11 protein-coding genes are annotated in these 18,375 nt (G+C 40.7%); 9 read left to right on the forward strand and 2 right to left on the reverse strand.

The window, feature by feature from the left end; translation table 11 throughout:
* Positions 1–102: 102 nt before the first annotated feature.
* The 7 genes from MS2017_RS05995 to MS2017_RS06015 all read left to right on the forward strand — a co-directional run bounded on the left by MS2017_RS05995 (position 103) and on the right by MS2017_RS06015 (position 14,513).
* Positions 103–5,013 (forward strand): cadherin repeat domain-containing protein, encoded by a 4,911-nt coding sequence (locus tag MS2017_RS05995; RefSeq protein ID WP_122951589.1) that lies wholly within the window; start codon positions 103–105, stop codon positions 5,011–5,013.
* A 500-nt stretch (positions 5,014–5,513) separates the two neighbouring features.
* Positions 5,514–5,681 (forward strand): hypothetical protein, encoded by a 168-nt coding sequence (locus tag MS2017_RS11280; protein ID WP_158009233.1) that lies wholly within the window; start codon positions 5,514–5,516, stop codon positions 5,679–5,681.
* Positions 5,682–5,697: 16 nt separating this feature from the next.
* Complete coding sequence (locus MS2017_RS06000; RefSeq protein ID WP_122951590.1) at positions 5,698–8,256, forward strand: cadherin domain-containing protein; 2,559 nt, start codon at positions 5,698–5,700, stop codon at positions 8,254–8,256.
* Positions 8,257–8,456: 200 nt separating this feature from the next.
* On the forward strand, positions 8,457–8,618 hold the full coding sequence (locus tag MS2017_RS11285) for a hypothetical protein (protein ID WP_164707630.1): 162 nt from the start codon (positions 8,457–8,459) through the stop codon (positions 8,616–8,618).
* 48 nt (positions 8,619–8,666) lie between these two features.
* Positions 8,667–11,300, forward strand: a complete 2,634-nt coding sequence (locus MS2017_RS06010; protein ID WP_122951592.1) for a cadherin domain-containing protein — start codon at positions 8,667–8,669, stop codon at positions 11,298–11,300.
* A 478-nt stretch (positions 11,301–11,778) separates the two neighbouring features.
* The gene (locus MS2017_RS11290) at positions 11,779–12,081 is read left to right on the forward strand and encodes a hypothetical protein (RefSeq protein WP_164707631.1); all 303 of its coding nucleotides are present in this window, start codon (positions 11,779–11,781) and stop codon (positions 12,079–12,081) included.
* A gap of 65 nt (positions 12,082–12,146) precedes the next feature.
* Entirely contained in the window at positions 12,147–14,513 is a 2,367-nt protein-coding gene (locus MS2017_RS06015) for a JDVT-CTERM domain-containing protein (protein ID WP_164707632.1), read from the forward strand.
* 178 nt (positions 14,514–14,691) lie between these two features.
* Here the strand turns inward: MS2017_RS06015 and MS2017_RS06020 are convergent, their stop codons facing one another.
* A complete protein-coding gene (locus MS2017_RS06020) occupies positions 14,692–14,871 on the reverse strand; it encodes a hypothetical protein (protein WP_122951594.1) in 180 nt (59 codons plus the stop codon).
* A 541-nt stretch (positions 14,872–15,412) separates the two neighbouring features.
* Here MS2017_RS06020 and MS2017_RS11800 point away from each other — a divergent pair.
* Both MS2017_RS11800 and MS2017_RS06030 read left to right on the forward strand, forming a co-directional pair.
* On the forward strand, positions 15,413–15,535 hold the full coding sequence (locus tag MS2017_RS11800) for a hypothetical protein (protein WP_277424484.1): 123 nt from the start codon (positions 15,413–15,415) through the stop codon (positions 15,533–15,535).
* Between the two features lie 22 nt (positions 15,536–15,557).
* Positions 15,558–17,861: a cadherin repeat domain-containing protein gene (locus MS2017_RS06030; protein WP_122951596.1), complete on the forward strand. Its 2,304-nt coding sequence runs from the start codon at positions 15,558–15,560 to the stop codon at positions 17,859–17,861.
* On the opposite strand, the gene MS2017_RS11295 is transcribed toward MS2017_RS06030, so the two are convergent.
* A complete protein-coding gene (locus MS2017_RS11295) occupies positions 17,833–18,219 on the reverse strand; it encodes a hypothetical protein (RefSeq protein WP_164707633.1) in 387 nt (128 codons plus the stop codon). The genes MS2017_RS06030 and MS2017_RS11295 overlap by 29 nt on opposite strands.
* Between the last annotated feature and the right edge of the window lie 156 nt (positions 18,220–18,375).

Here is an 18,375-nt window from a genome sequence, read left to right on the forward strand (position 1 = left end):
ATCACTTACCATTCTCAAATATTATTACAATACTTGGGATGAGAGTGAACACTAGATTGTTTAGCTCATTGTTAGCAAAAGTTTTTTATTCGGAATTTCATTATGAGCACACTTAATCGATTTATTGCCACCTTATTAACTGTATTTATTTCACAATCCTTTGCCGCTAACACAGCAGTTATAACGAAATTTGAAAGAATAGATGTTAAAACGCTTCAAATAACCCTTGATCAGGCTGTTCAAGGGTGGGGCGAAACTTCTAATTCAACTAATTCACGAATAACCTACAGATTGCACCAAGGTGAAACTTATTATCTTGAAGGGCCTGATTGGATAAAGCCACACTCTTATATGCGCTCTTTTATAACGCCAATTAACCCCATTAACCGATTTTCCACCCAATGGACATGGCAAAGTGAAGCTGTATTAAAAAAGTTGGATAGCCTCAATATAGATTCTATAAGTATTTATGCATTCTTTCAGGGAGAAAATTCTAACGGTAGGGTACTCGAAATAAACAGCACAATAGACCTTATCGATTATCCTTTCACCATCACTACAGATAATCTAACTGTTAACGAAGAAACCCAAACCATTGCCACCCTCACTACCAATAAAGATGGCACAACCTTCTCATTAGACGGTAATACTGATAATAACAACCTCTTTAAAATTGAAAACAATGTATTACAATTCAAAAACGCCAACGGTATAGACTACGAAACTGCCTCATCAAAAATTTACACCATCCATATTAAAGCTAGTAAAACTGGGGTAATCGATATCACCAAAACCCTTACCATTACCCTAACTGATGTCAATGACAACGCCCCTACCGAAATTTCTCTAACAGGCGATATCTATCAATACACAGGTATTATTGAAGATAACAAAAGAAAAATATATGACAGGGCTTTCTCCGACACAGTTGCCACATTAACTACCGCTGATGTCGATACTAACAACACCTTTACTTACACATTGATTGATAATGAAAAAAACACTTTTAAAATTTCAGAGGATGGTACAAAATTAGAACTTAATGGGGTAGATGTTGACTATGAAACTAATGTCGACAAATCATTCTCTTTTAGTATTAAAGTCAACGATGGTAATCATGAATTTATCCAAAACTTTAAACTTGAAATTAAAGATGTGGATGACAATCCCCCCTCAAATATCCTCATCAATACCACTGATATTGCCAATAACATCCCTGCTGGTATGCAAGTTGCTTATTTTTCTGCCGTAGATGCAGATACAGTTAGCACGCATATCTTTACCCTTTATGATCTTAATGGCAATGATGGCACTAATGCTGATAACAACAAATTCACCCTAAGCACAGACGGCAAATTAAGCATTAAAGAAACCGTTAATTTTGCCACTCAAGCACAATATAAACTTTCTATTTCTGTTGAGGATGGAATTGGCAGAGTAACAAGAAATTTTACTTTGAATGTTATTAAAGGACTTGCTATTACCTCGCCAGCCATTGCCACCGTAATTGAAAACACCGACAAAGTTATTACGCTTACTAGCAATAAAAGTAACACAACTTTCGCCATCACAGGCGGCACAGATCAAACCAAATTCACCCTTAACGGCACACAACTCACCTTTACAGCCACCGACTTTGAAGCCAGGGCTGATGACAACACCTATGAAGTTGAAATCACTGCCAGTAAAACAGGTGAAACCAATGCCGCTCAAACACTAATAGTTACTGTAACCGACCTCAACGATGAAACCCCCAGCAATATTGACTTCGTTGGCTCTAGTAATATCACTGAAAACACTGCCACTGATGCCGAATTAGGCACTCTCTCTACCACCGATGCCGATACAGGGGACACCTTTACCTACACCCTAGAAAACAACAGTGCAGCTTATTTTGCCATCGATGGCAACAAACTAAAACTCGCCAAAACAGTAGACTACGAAAGCACCAAAACCCTCAATATCACAGTTAAAGTAACCGATGGCAATAATCATTCATTTAGCAAAACCTTTGACTTCGCCATTACCGATGCTAACGACATTGCCCCCAGTAACATTCAACTCAGCACTATCACTATCGCCGACAGCACAACAACTGGCACCACCATTGCCACCATTACAGCCACCGACACAGATACCACAGGCGAGACTATGGTTTACACCCTCGGCGGTACTGACGCAAACAGTTTCAGCATTAATGGCAGTCAATTAAAAATGGCACAGAATGTTGTTTTTGCCACTAAATCCAATTACAGCATTAGCATTACTGCTTCTGATGGTGTAAACACTTCTGTTGCTATGAACTTTACCCTTAGCGTAAATCAAGACTTTGCCATTACCTCATCAGCCACTGCCACTGCCACCGAAGAAACCGACAAAATCATTAACCTTACCGCCAATAGAACAGACGCAACTTTTAACATCACAGGCGGTGCAGATAAAGCCAAATTCACTCTAAATGGCGCAACACTCACCTTTGTCGCTACCGACTTTGAAGCCAGAGCCGATGACAACACTTATGAAGTGGAAATTACTGCCAGCAAAACAGGCGAAGATAACGCTATTCAAACACTAATAGTTACTGTAACCGACCTCAACGATGAAACCCCCAGAAATATTGACTTTGTTGGCTCTAGCAATATCATTGAAAACACTGCTATTGGTGCCGAATTAGGCACTCTCTCTGCCACCGATGCTGATACAGGGGACACCTTTACCTACACCCTAGAAAACAACAGTGCGGCTTATTTTGCCATCGATGGCAACAAACTAAAACTCGCCAAAACAGTAGACTACGAAAGCACCAAAACCCTCAATATCACAGTTAAAGTAACCGATGGCAATAATCATTCACTTAGCAAAACCTTTGACTTCGCCATTACCGATGCTAACGATATCACCCCTAGCAACATTCAACTCAGCGCCACCACTATCGCCGACAGCACAACAACTGGCACCACCATTGCCATCATCACAGCCACCGACACAGATACCACAGGCGAGACTATGGTTTACACCCTCAGCGGTACTGACGCAAACAGTTTCAGCATTAATGGTAGTCAATTAAAAATGGCACAGAATGTTGTTTTTGCCACCAAATCCAATTACAGCATTAGCATTACTGCTTCTGATGGTGTAAACACTTCTGTTGCTGCGAACTTTACCCTTAGCGTAAATCAAGACTTTGCCATTACCTCATCAGCTACTGCTACTGCTACCGAAAAAACCGACAAAATCATTAACCTTACTTCCAATAGAACAGGCGCAACTTTTAACATTACAGGCGGTGCAGATAAAGCCAAATTCACCCTAAATGGTACAACACTCACCTTTGCCGCTACCGACTTTGAAGCCAGAGCCGATGACAACACTTATGAAGTGGAAATTACTGCCAGCAAAGCAGGCGAAGATAACGCTATTCAAACCATCATCGTTACCCTTAATATGTTTGAAAACACCATTACCATTGACGATCAAGCCCGAAGTGTCGAAGAAAACTCAACTACTGACACCAACATCGGCGCCCCCCTAATTACTACAGGTACAATAACAATCTTCAGCATTACTGCTGGCAACGACAAAAACTTCTTTAAAATTGACAATATAGGGCAAATCCAAATCGCAAAAATAGGCTTAGACTACGAAACCAAACAAAGCTACGCCCTCACAGTCAAAATTGAAGGCGACGACGCCGAAGATAAAACCGCCCAAATCAACATCGAAATCACCGATGTTGACGACATCGCCCCCACCAATATCGTCCTAACTCACAATAACATCACACTCAATGCACCCATTGGCACAATCATAGGCACCTTGTCCGCAACTGATATAGACACTAAAGATTTAACCTATAGCGTCGTCAACAATACTAATTTTGAAATTACTGGCAACCAACTAAAAGTCAAAACCACACTCAGCACAGTAGCCACACTCAACCTCAACATTACCGCCAGTGACGGCACTAACATTTCCACCCCACAAGCCTTTACCATTGCCGTAATCGACAACAATACACCGATAATCAAACAATTCATCGTAACTCAAGATGGTAACAATGGTCGCCTCATTAGTAAAAATGGCGGCGATGTTACCGTGCAAGCCGTCGTGAGTGCATCATCTTACACTTGGGACTCCAGTAGCCTTACTAATAAAAATAGTAGCAACAGCACAACTTTTGTTTTTGACCCCACAAATATAAATAGTGGCACCCATGCAATCAAATTAAAAGTAGAGGCTAACAGTAACTACTCAGAAAGAACCCTGCAACTTAAATTGATTACAGAAAGCATCACCAGTAACGACAGCGATGGTGATGGTATTCCCAATGACAAAGACACCAGTAACGCCAATAATAAAATCCAAGCAGGCGAAGGTAAAACCATCACCAGCTCAACAAACACCAGGCTTTTACTCGGCATTTTAGCCACAGAATCTGCTCGCTTAACCCTTGCCCAAAACAACCAACTGTCTAACAAATCCAGCGACACACTAACCATTGGTGATATTTACGACTATGTAATCGAAGGCCTAAGCACTACTGGCGCCACCACTGAAGTCATCATTGACCTTACCACCCCCATCCCTAAAAATTCAGAATTATACAAATATTCATCAATACATGGCTGGTCTGCTTTTGTGGTTGACAATAATAATACAATCAAATCTAAAAAAACCTGCACCGATATTAGCACTTGGCAAACTGGCCTAATTACAGATACCACCTGCCTCAAACTCACCATCAAAGACGGCGGCGAAAACGACACCGACGGCACCCAAGTCAACAACAGAGGTCAAGACAACGGTGTTATCAAAAGCACTATCTCAATCACAACCCCCGCTTCCAATGACAGTGGTAACGGCAATGATGATAGCAACAGTGGCGGTGGTAGCAGTGGTGGTGGTTGTGCTTATAACCCCAATGCACCCACTAGATTTGATATAAGTTTTATTCTGCTAATGGTATTAAGCACTTATTATCTAATCAGAAGAAGGCGCCGATTTTCTTATTAAGTAAATAAACCAAATAAAGAAAAAAGCCCTGTGAAAACAGGGCTTTTTTTTATGTCTGATTTATTGAGACCTTTGCATAAATATGAATAATCATCAAGAATCCACTTTTTCATCCACTTGGCAATTTTTTTCAGCGACAACATAAATGTTGAACAAAGGGCAAATTTTTTTCAGTTGTCATCTTTATAAAACCTATCTAGCAGAACTAAAATGGGTTTTATAAGAATTTACCAATGAATGCAAGCAATATTTATATCTAATGTAGTGGCAGGCTTGTAATCGTCTAAGCGTTAATACCACTTATTAATATTTTACTACTGACACTTAGGATGAGAATACCTACCATATTGTTTCGTTTATTTCTGAAAATAGCATAATAAATTACCCGCAAGAATGAAAAAAATGAAAAATTACCCACCTACAATCAAAAAACTTATGCAAATATTGTTTTTTATGGAATAATCCAAAGTTATACATCACATTACTTAATTCCAAAACCCATGAATACATTGCATTACAATCGTACCTACAACGAACACAAAACCCTCAAATTCACCCCTGACCAAGCAGGCCAATTCTGCCACATCACCGCTACAACATTAACAACATCGAAAGTGGTGCTTATAGCATACCACCTTCATTCGCCATTACTTAGAAATAACCATTAACTTAGGGGGTTTTATTATGAACACACTTAATCACTTTATTATTAGTATTTTATTGATTTTATTTGCTTCGCAGGCGTTTGCCGTTAAACCAACAATTACAACAATTGAAAGATCAGGCAATAAGACAATTCTTATCACCTTTGATCAACCTGTCAAGCCCCATCCGCTTTCTGACAACTTAGTGGGGGTAAAACTATATTCTGACGCCACATACTATTTAGGCACTCAGCATTCTGGCGCTAGGTATTCTACAGAATACATAAATCCTGTTAATGATTACAGTCAACAGATGGAAATCACACTTGGGGATGACAGTTTTAGAATGGCCGACGCTAGTGGAAAAACTTCGGTGACTGCACTCTTAGATAATGTTTACATCACAAATGCAACGAATCAATACAATTTAGACAGCTACATTAAAAATCTTGTTCTTGCTTTTAGTCATGACCTCACTATCACCTCCACCAACAACCTTAACGCCAACGAAGGCATTAGCCTCATCCACACCCTCGCCACCACCAACACCGCCGCTACTTTCAGCATTATTGAAAATACCAGCAATTTATTCAGCCTCAGCGGCACCAACAACGCAATCCTAGCTTTCAACGGCACCACCACCAATTACAAAACCAAAAAATCCTACACCGTCAAAGTCAAAGCCACTATAGGAAATGGCGATAATGAAAACACCGAACAAACCATCACCGTTACCATCAACAATATCCTCACTATCAACAACCAAACCCTATCCGTCAACGAAAACGCATCCATAGACACCAACATTGGTAACCCCCTAGTCACCACAGGCACAATAACAGCCTTCGCCATCACCGCTGGCAATAACGACGGCTTCTTTAAAATCAACACCACCACAGGACAAATCCAAGTCGCCAAACTAGGTTTAGACTACGAAACCAAACAAAACTACACGCTTACAGTCAAAATCACTGGTGCCGATGCAGAAGACAAAACCGCCGAAATCTCTATTAACATCATTAACCTCAAAGAAAACACCCTTACTATTGGTGCTAAAACTTTATTTGTCGATGAAAATGCACTCGTCAATACCGATGTTGGCAATGTAAATGCCACAGGCACAATAACAACCTATACCATTACCACTGGCAATAACGACGGCTTCTTTGCAATCAACAACACAGGACAAATCCAAATCGCCAAACTAGGTCTAGACCATGAAACTAAACAAGTCTACATTCTCACAATCAAAATCACTGGCACTGATGCCAAAGACGAAACCGCCCAAATCACCATTCGTCTCAACAATCTTAATGACACCACCCCTGCCAATATCACCCTAAGCAAGAAAAATATTGTACTCGGCGAACCCGCTGGCACAGTCATAGGTACCTTATTCGCAACCGATCCAGACGATGGCGATTTAATCTACACCGTCAACGACACCAACAATTTTGAAATTTCTGACAACAAACTAAAAATCAAACAAGTAACCACCGAAATACGCACATACCCAATCACCATCACCGCCAACGACAGCTTGCACACCTCCGAGCCACAATCCTTCAACATCACCATTACTGCTACCTACATCGCCGCCCCAGTAATCTCCCAATTTAGCATAACCCAAGGTGAAAACAAAGGCCCTTTAATCAGCAAAGATGGTGGAGAAGTTACCGTCAGTACCTCAGCAGGCACAGGAACTTACGCTTGGAGTAGTGCCGATTTTTCCAACACAAGCACCAACAAGACTTTTGTTTTCAATCCCCAAAGTGTCAATGTCGGCACCCGAACAATCACATTAAAAGTAACAGCCGGCGATTTTTCATCAGAAAGAGTGCTAAAACTTAAATTAGTTGATACCTACCCCAACGGCCGAACAGACATAAACGGCAACGGCATTTCCGACAGCAAAGAATTAAGAAATAGCAACAACGAATTGCTCACAACTACAAACAAAAAAATTACCAGCTCAGGAGACACTAGAATATTACCTAGCATCATGGGCGAAGATTCTGGACAACTAACCCCCGATCAACTAAAACAATACAGAGTAGCCAACCACCTATCCGACTACACTAAAGACACCCTAACCACTGGTGACATCTACAGTTATATCGTTGAAGGTCTAAGCGCCACTGGTGACTTCACTCAGGTAACCATCGAACTTAGCACCCCTATCCCTGCAAATGCAGTATTGCGTCAATACTCACTGGCAACTGGCTGGCGTAATTTTGTAGTTGGTAACAACAACATACAATCTAAAATCAACGCAAGCAATGTCTGCACCGACACCGATGGCACTTGGCAAACTGGATTAATCACTGGCGCAACTTGCCTTAAACTAACCCTTAAAGATGGTGGTGAAAATGATGCGGATGACAATCATGCTAATGGCGTGGTTGAAAGCACTATTTCAATAGCAACGCCTGTTATTGTCGGTGGCAATGATGATAGTAATGATAATGGTGATAGTAGCAGTGGCGGTGGTTGTGTTTACAATCCTAATGCACCTGCTAGATTTGATATAGTTTTTATTCTGTTAATGACATTGAGTGCTTATTATTTAATCAGAAGAAGGCGCCAGTTTTCTCATTAAGAGACCTTTGCATAAATATGGATATCTGCTGATGCCTAGGATAAGAATGCACACCAAATTGTTTTGTTTATTTTTGAAAATAGCACAATGAATTACCCACAAGAATGAAAAAAAATAAAATTACCCTTTCGCAATCAAAAACTCATACAAACATTATTTTTTTATGGAATAATTTAGAACTCACACATTATCCAAAACCTATGAATATATTACATTACAATCGCACTCAAAACGAACACAAAACCCTCAAATTCACCCCGACCGAGCAGGCCAATTCTGCCCACCACCCGCACGCTACAGCATCAACAACGGTGAATTTCAATGGTATTTATAGTATGCCACTTTCATTCGCCATTACTTAACAACAACATAGAAAAATAACCATTAATTATCAGCCTAGGAGTTTTATTATGAATATATTTAATCGCTTTATTATTGCCTCATTTTGCCTGTTGGCTTTATCGACACAAACGCTAGCTCTTGACTTTACCCAAGCCATTAAGGATACAACCTATGTTCTTAGCGATACGCAAAAAACTATACGAGTTACACTTGATGATTATGCACTTCTTCTTAACGCAAACAATCGCTTTTTTGATGAAAGTAATAATAAAATTAATGCGAATGAATTCATCGGTTTTGGTGTTGGTGTTGGCATTATCGCACCTTTTAAAGTAAAATACTTTGCAGGAACCCAAGTCTTATACAAAACTTGGGATTTAACATTTCAGTCCTCTACTATTTTAGAGATAAAAAAACAAGGGGGTAAGAGGTTCACCTTTCAAACTCTTTACGACACTAATGCTGCCATCCCATCTTTATTTATAAGTGTAAGCACTAACGGTGCACTAAGTCCTTTAATACCCCAAAGAACCATTAATTTCTGCTGGGAAGATTGTGGCACTCTCACCATCACTTCCACCAACAACCTCAATACCAACGAAGGCACCAACCTCGAACACACCCTCACCGCCAGCGACACCGCCGCCACTTTCAGCATTATTGAAAACACCAGCGGTTTATTTAGCCTCAGTGGCACCAACAACACAACCCTAACCTTCAACGGCACCGCCACCGAATACGAAGTCACAGAATCCTACGCCGTCAAAGTCAAAGCCACCACAGGAGACGGAGATGATAAAAATACCGAACAAACCATCACTGTTACCATTAACAATGTCCCTAAAAATACCATCACCATCAACGACCAAGATCTATCCGTCAACGAAAATTCACCCATAAATGCCAATGTTGGTACCGTTGACACCTCAGGTGCAATAACAAATTACACCATTATTAATGGCAATAACGCTGGCTTCTTTAAAATCAACGCCACCACAGGACAAATCCAAGTGGCAAAAACAGGCCTAGACTACGAAACCACACAAAGTTACACCCTCACAATCAAAATCACTGGCACCGATGCAGAAGGTAAAGCCGCCAAAATCACTATCACCATCAATAACCTCAAAGAAAACACCATTACCATCGCCAATCAAACCCGCTTTATCGATGAAAACTCAGCCATTGGTACCAACATTGACAGCTCTCTAACCACCGCAGGCGTAGTAACATCCTTCGCCATTGTTAGTGGAAATAACGACGGCTTCTTTGCAATCAACAACACAGGACAAATCCAAATCGCCAAACTAGGTCTAGACCATGAAACTAAACAAGTCTACATTCTCACAATCAAAATCACTGGCACTGATGCCAAAGACGAAACCGCCCAAATCACCATTCGTCTCAACAATCTTAATGACACCACCCCTGCCAATATCACCCTAAGCAAGAAAAATATTGTACTCGGCGAACCCGCTGGCACAGTCATAGGTACCTTATTCGCAACCGATCCAGACGATGGCGATTTAATCTACACCGTCAACGACACCAACAATTTTGAAATTTCTGACAACAAACTAAAAATCAAACAAGTAACCACCGAAATACGCACATACCCAATCACCATCACCGCCAACGACAGCTTGCACACCTCCGAGCCACAATCCTTCAACATCACCATTACTGCTACCTACATCGCCGCCCCAGTAATCTCCCAATTTAGCATAACCCAAGGTGAAAACAAAGGCCCTTTAATCAGCAAAGATGGTGGAGAAGTTACCGTCAGTACCTCAGCAGGCACAGGAACTTACGCTTGGAGTAGTGCCGATTTTTCCAACACAAGCACCAACAAGACTTTTGTTTTCAATCCCCAAAGTGTCAATGTCGGCACCCGAACAATCACATTAAAAGTAACAGCCGGCGATTTTTCATCAGAAAGAGTGCTAAAACTTAAATTAGTTGATACCTACCCCAACGGCCGAACAGACATAAACGGCAACGGCATTTCCGACAGCAAAGAATTAAGAAATAGCAACAACGAATTGCTCACAACTACAAACAAAAAAATTACCAGCTCAGGAGACACTAGAATATTACCTAGCATCATGGGCGAAGATTCTGGACAACTAACCCCCGATCAACTAAAACAATACAGAGTAGCCAACCACCTATCCGACTACACTAAAGACACCCTAACCACTGGTGACATCTACAGTTATATCGTTGAAGGTCTAAGCGCCACTGGTGACTTCACTCAGGTAACCATCGAACTTAGCACCCCTATCCCTGCAAATGCAGTATTGCGTCAATACTCACTGGCAACTGGCTGGCGTAATTTTGTAGTTGGTAACAACAACATACAATCTAAAATCAACGCAAGCAATGTCTGCACCGACACCGATGGCACTTGGCAAACTGGATTAATCACTGGCGCAACTTGCCTTAAACTAACCCTTAAAGATGGTGGTGAAAATGATGCGGATGACAATCATGCTAATGGCGTGGTTGAAAGCACTATTTCAATAGCAACGCCTGTTATTGTCGGTGGCAATGATGATAGTAATGATAATGGTGATAGTAGCAGTGGCGGTGGTTGTGTTTACAATCCTAATGCACCTGCTAGATTTGATATAGTTTTTATTCTGTTAATGACATTGAGTGCTTATTATTTAATCAGAAGAAGGCGTCGATTTTCTTATTAAGCAAACAAATCAAGTAAGAATACTGACAACAAAAGTCCCGTGAAAATGGGGCTTTTTTTTGCGCCTGATTTATGGTAATAATTTTTTTTCACTCTCACGCAGAGTATGAGAGTGAGGCAAGAGGATGGGTTGTAGAATTTTCAAGAATAAAATGAATAATACAATGAGACCTTTGCATAAATATGGATGATTAGCGAAATTCAATTTTTGCCCACTTGGTAATTTTATTAAACCTTATCCTAACAGGGCTAAGGCTGGGTTTAAAAAATTACCAAGTGGGTAAAACGAGGATTCTTGATAATTATTCATATTTATGCAAAGGTCTCATTGTATTAGAATTTCTGGAGGTGTCCTTAAATAAGACGACCAAGAAAAGGGTGTTATTTCCACCTTCATTCTCACACAGCGAACAACAAAGATTCAATTCAACAATAAAACCCACACAATTATTCATTTGTATGGAATAATTTAGTCACTTATGAATACATTGCATTACATTATAATGACACCATACCGCTTAGCAACATCTGGGCTTAATTCAAGCCAAACGACCCTTTATTTCCCCACCCTAATTATTCGCCTCGTTAACCGAAGTTTTTTTGCTTTTATCGCCTGTATTGCAATCGTTGAGAAAAAACATTCTATATTTAAAACCATTTCCTCCACGCCTCTCTCCATCGCTCCGCTACACCATAAAACTAGTAACACCTGCGCCAAAAAAAATTCAAACATTTGTCTCTTACCACTAAAGCATTTTTATTTTTTCAAACAACAGAAGTGATCCCAGTGGGCAACAAAAAATACAACAACTTTAGCACCGTTAATTACCAACCTAGGAATTTTATTATGAATACATTTAATCGCTTTATCGTTAGCTCATTTTGTCTATTAGTTCTATCAGCACAAACACTAGCCCTTGACTTTACCCAAGCCACCAAGGATACAACCTACATTCTTAGCGACACACAACACACTATACGAGTTAGAGTTGATAATTATGCAGTTGTTATTAACAAAAACAATCTTTTCTTTGATGAAAATAATAATCAAATTGATTCTCGTGACTTTGATAATAAATCTGGTGTTGACACAAGTACCTCTTTGCCTTTCAATGTAGGTAACTATAAATCTACAGAAGTCTCTCACAAAATTTGGGATTTAACACTTCATCCTATAACCATTACAGCAATAAAAGAACAAGGTGGCAAAAGATTCACCATAAAAACTTATTACAGGAGTACTGGCACGGTTAGATCTTTATTTTATGGCGCAAGTATCAATGACGCACCAAGCCCCTTCATGCCCCAAAGAACCATTAACCTCTGCTGGGAGTCTTGCCCAGTTTCAGCCACCCTCACCATTACCTCCATCAATACATTCCCCGCCAATGAAAAAGCAGCAAGCACCACCCACACCCTCACCGCCAACGACCCCGCCGCCACTTTCAGCATCACCGAAGACACCAGCAGCTTCTTCAGCCTCAGTGGCACCCGCAACAACACCCTAACCTTCAACGGCACCAACACCGACTACGAAAGCACCACAAAATCCTACACCGTCAAAGTCAAAGCCACCACTGGAGATGGCAACGATAAAAACACCATCCAAACCATCACCGTTACCCTTAATGACCTCAACGACGAAACCCCCACCGCCATCACTCTCACAGGCGACCGCACCATTGCTGAAAACACAAGCACTGGCGCTGAATTAGGCACACTCTCCACCACCGATGCCGATGCCAACGACACTTTTACTTACACCAGTAGCAACGCCAAATTTACCATTGACAATGACAAACTCAAACTCAACGCCACCCTAGACTACGAGAACGCCAACAGTCTTAACACCACCATTACCGTAACCGATGGCAACAATCACACATTCGACAAAATCTTTAATTTCACAGTTGGCAACATAGACGACACCGCCCCAACTAACATTCTACTTAGTAATGTAAACTTGATCAAAGACCAACCCGCCAATACCCTAGTCGGTACCCTCAGTGCCAGTGATGTAGATACCAACACTCCCCTTACCTTTACCGTCAACGACACCACCAACTTCAAAATCGTCAACGGCAATGAACTTAGAACCAATAAATCCATCACCACCGCCCTCGGAAATACGATCAACATTAACATCACCGCCAGCGACAATACTAACGACTCCGCTCCACAACCCTTTACCATTGCCATTACTACCACTTACATCGCTGCCCCAGTGATCTCCCAATTTAGTGTAACCCAAGGTGAAAACAAAGGTCCTTTAATCAGCAAAGACGGTGGAGAAGTTACCGTCAGAGCCTCAGCAGGCACAGGAACTTATACTTGGAGTAGTGCCGATTTTTCTAACACAAGCACCAGTAAGACTTTTGTTTTCAATCCCCAAAGTGCCAACATCGGCACCCGAACAATCACACTAAAAGTAACGGCTGGCGATTTTTCATCAGAAAGAGTATTGAAGCTTAAATTAGTTGACACCTACCCCAATGGACGAATAGACACAAACGGCAACGGCATTTCCGACAGCAAAGAATCAGGAAATAGCGACAATGAATTACCCGCAGGCACAAACAAAAAAATCACCAGTCCAGGAAGTACTAGAATATTACCCGGTATCATGGGCGAAGATTCTGGGCAGCTAACCCTTGATCAACTAAAACAATACAGAGTAGCCAACCACCTATCCGACTACACTAAAGACACCTTAGCCACTGGCGATATCTACGACTATATCGTTGAAGGTCTAAGAGCCACTGGTGACTCTACCCAAGTAATCATTCAACTCGCCACCCCAATCCCTGCAAATGCAGTATTGCGTCAATACTCACTAGCGACTGGTTGGCGTAATTTTGTGGTTGATAATAATAACAGCATACAATCCAAAACCAACACAAGTAATATCTGCACCAGCACCGATAGCACTTGGCAAACTGGATTAATCACCGGTGCAACTTGCCTTAAACTAACCCTTAAAGATGGTGGTGAAAATGATGCGGATGACAATCATGCTAATGGCGTGGTTGAAAGCACTATTTCAATAGCAACGCCTGTTGTTGGTGGTAATGATGATAGTAGCAGTAACAGTAGTAGTGGTGGTGGTTGTGTTTACAATCCCAGTGCACCCGCTAGATTTGATACAGTTTTTATTCTGTTAATGACATTAAGTGCTTATTATTTAATCAGAAGAAGGCGTCGATTTTCTCATTAAGTAAACAAATCAAGTAAAATACTGACAACAAAAGTCCCGTGAAAATGGGGCTTTTTTGCGCCTGATTTATTGTAATAATTTTTTTTCACTCTCACGCAGGGTATGAGAGTGAGGCAAGAGGATGGGTTACAAACCCATCCCTACCTAAAACGGCGTAGGGATAAAGTAAAGGGGTGAGTTATAGAATTTTCAAAAATAAAATAAATAATACAGTGAGACCTTTGCGTAAATATGGATGATTGGCAAGATTCAATTTTTGCCCACTTGGTGATTTTCTTAAACCTTGTTCTAGCGGGGCTAAGGCTGGGTTTAAAAAATTACCAAGTGGGTAAAACGAGGATTCTTGATGATTATTCATATTTATGCAAAGGTCTCACAGTGTTTGTAATCGCCTAAATGTTACTAGTAAAAACATCTGCTAATTATTGATAGCATAGATATTTTTACCTATATTTAAAATGAGAATACACGCCAGATTGTTCGTTTATTTTTGAAAAAAGTATAACGAATCACCTGCAAGAACAAATAAAAAAATCAAAATTACCCATCCACCCACAATTAAAAACTCACACAAATATTATTTTTTATGGAATAATTCAGAGCATTACTTAATTTTAGACTATGAATATATTGCATTACAATAGCACCGCAATTTTAGCAACATCTGGGCTTAATCCAAACCAAACGACCTCTTATTTCTCCACCCTAATTATTCGCCTCGTTGCTTTTATTACCTGCATTGCAATCGTTGAAAAAAAATATTCTATATTTAAAACCATTTCCTCCACGCCTCTCCCCATCGCTCCGCTACACCATAAAACTAGTAACACCTGCGCCAAAAAAAATTCAAACATTTCTCTCTTACCACTAAAGCATTTTTATTTTTTCAAACAACAGAAATGATTCCGATAGATAACAAAAAATACAACAACTTTAGCAACGAATTAGAGATTGTCAATCAATACCTTGCCACCAAGTTTATTCGTCACTACTTAAAAATAACACGGAAAAATAACCATTAATTACCAACCTAGGAATTTTATTATGAATACATTTAATCGCTTTATTGTTACCACTTTATTGGTTTTGTTTGCTTCTCAGGTGTTTGCCACCCAACCAACGGTTACAAAAATTGAAAGAACAGATAGCAAGACGATTCTTGTTACCTTTGATCAGAGAATTAAGCCAATTGCAGATATCCTTAGTCAACCAATTGAAGGTATATTTTATATAAAACTATATGCTGACACTACTTTTTATCTAGGATCATCTACTACCAGTGAAGCACGCAAGCCAACCCCAGTTAATCCTAATGACAATGGTTTTGCTATGCAATGGCAATGGGAAGAATCAACATTAACTGCTATAGATAACGATAGGCTAAGTGAAATTACTATCTATCTCTATTTTTCTGATTTTAAGAATAGTGCCGAGGCATCTCTTTTTAGCTATACAAAAAATTTTAACCTAGTGTGGCAGAATGGACTCACCATTACCTCCACCAACACATTCCCCGCCAATGAAAAAGCAGCAAGCACCACCCACACCCTCGTCGCCAACGACACCGCCGCCACTTTCAGCATCACCGAAGACACCAGTGGCTTCTTTAGCCTTAGCGGCACCCACAACAACACCCTAACCTTCAACGGCACTACCACCAATTACGAAAGCACCACAAAATCCTACACCGTCAAAATCAAAGCCACCACTGGAGATGGCGACGATAAAAACACCACCCAAACCATCACCGTTACCCTTAATGACCTCAACGACGAAACCCCCACCGCTATCACTCTCACAGGCGACCGCACCATTGCTGAAAACACAAGCACTGGCGCTGAATTAGGCACACTCTCCACCACCGATGCCGATGCCAACGACACTTTTACCTACACCAGTAGCAACACCAAATTTACCATTAGCAATGACAAACTCAAACTCAACACCACCCTAGACTACGAGAACGCCACCAGTCTTAGCACCACCATTGCCGTAACCGATGGCAACAATCACACATTCGACAAAATCTTTAATTTCACAGTTAGCGACATAGACGACACCGCCCCAACTAACATTCTACTTAGTAATGTAAACTTGATCAAAGGCCAACCCGCCAATACCTTAGTCGGCACCCTCAGTGCCAGTGATGTAGATACCAACACTCCCCTTACCTTTACCGTCAACGACACCACCAACTTCAAAATCGTCAACGGCAATGAACTCAGAACCAACAGATCCACCACTGCCCTCGGAAACACGATCAACATTAACATCACTGCCAGTGACAATACTAACGACTCCGCTCCACAACCCTTTACCATTGCCATTACTACCACTTACATCGCTGCCCCAGTAATCGCCCAATTTAGTGTAACTCAAGGTGAAAACAAAGGTCCTTTAATCAGCAAAGATGGTGGAGAAGTTACTGTCAGTGCCTCAGCGGGCACAGGAACTTACACTTGGAGTAGTGCCGATTTTTCTAACACAAGCACCAGTAAGACTTTTGTTTTCAATCCCCAAAGTGCCAACATCGGCACCCGAACAATCACACTAAAAGTAACGGCTGGCGATTTTTCATCAGAAAGAGTATTGAAGCTTAAATTAGTTGACACCTACCCCAATGGACGAATAGACACAAACGGCAACGGCATTTCCGACAGCAAAGAATCAGGAAATAGCGACAATGAATTACCCGCAGGCACAAACAAAAAAATCACCAGTCCAGGAAGTACTAGAATATTACCCGGTATCATGGGCGAAGATTCTGGGCAACTAACCCTTGATCAACTAAAACAATACAGAGTGGCCAACCACCTATCTGACTACACCAAAGACACCTTAGCCACTGGCGATATCTACGACTATATAATCGAAGGCCTAAGCGCCACTGGTGACTCCACCCAAGTAATCATTCAACTCGCCACCCCAATCCCTGCAAATGCAGTATTGCGTCAATACTCACTAGCGACTGGTTGGCGTAATTTTGTGGTTAATAATAATAACAGCATACAATCTAAAATCAACGCAAGCAATGTCTGCACCGATGGCACTTGGCAAACTGGATTAGTCACCGGCGCAACTTGCCTTAAACTAACCCTTAAAGATGGTGGTGAAAATGATGCGGATGACAATCATGCTAATGGCGTGGTTGAAAGCACTATTTCAATAGCAACGCCTGTTGTTGTCGGTGGCAATGATGATAGTGATGATAATGGTGGTAGTAGTAGCAGTGGCGGTGGTTGTGTTTACAATCCTAATGCACCTGCTAGATTTGATACAGTTTTTATTCTGTTAATGACATTAAGTGCTTATTATTTAATCAGAAGAAGGCGTCGATTTTCTCATTAAGCAAACAAGTCAAGTAAAATACTGACAACAAAAGTCCCGTGAAAATGGGGCTTTTTTTTGTGTCTGATTTATGGTAATAATTTTTTTTCACTCTCACGCAGAGTATGAGAGAAGCAAGAGGATGGGTTACAAACCCATCCCTACCTAAAACAGCTTGAGGATAAAGTAAAGAGATGGGTTGTAGAATTTTCAAGAATAAAATGAATAATACAGTGAGACCTTTGCATAAATATGGATGATTAGCGAAATTCAATTTTTGCCCACTTGGTAATTTTATTAAACCTTGTCCTAGCAGGGCTAAGGCTGGGTTTAAAAAATTACCAAGTGGGTAAAACGAGGATTCTTGATGATTATTCATATTTATGCAAAGGTCTCATTGTATTAGAGTTTCTGGAGGTGTCCTTAAATAAGACGACCAAGAAAAGGGTGTTATTTCCACCTTCATTCCCAAGTCCTGCTTGGAAATACATGTGCCAACAATTAACAACATTTTTATCTTTATTCAAGTGCCCTG

Origin of the sequence: Bathymodiolus thermophilus thioautotrophic gill symbiont (assembly GCF_003711265.1) — a bacterium.
Taxonomy (GTDB): domain Bacteria; phylum Pseudomonadota; class Gammaproteobacteria; order PS1; family Pseudothioglobaceae; genus Thiodubiliella.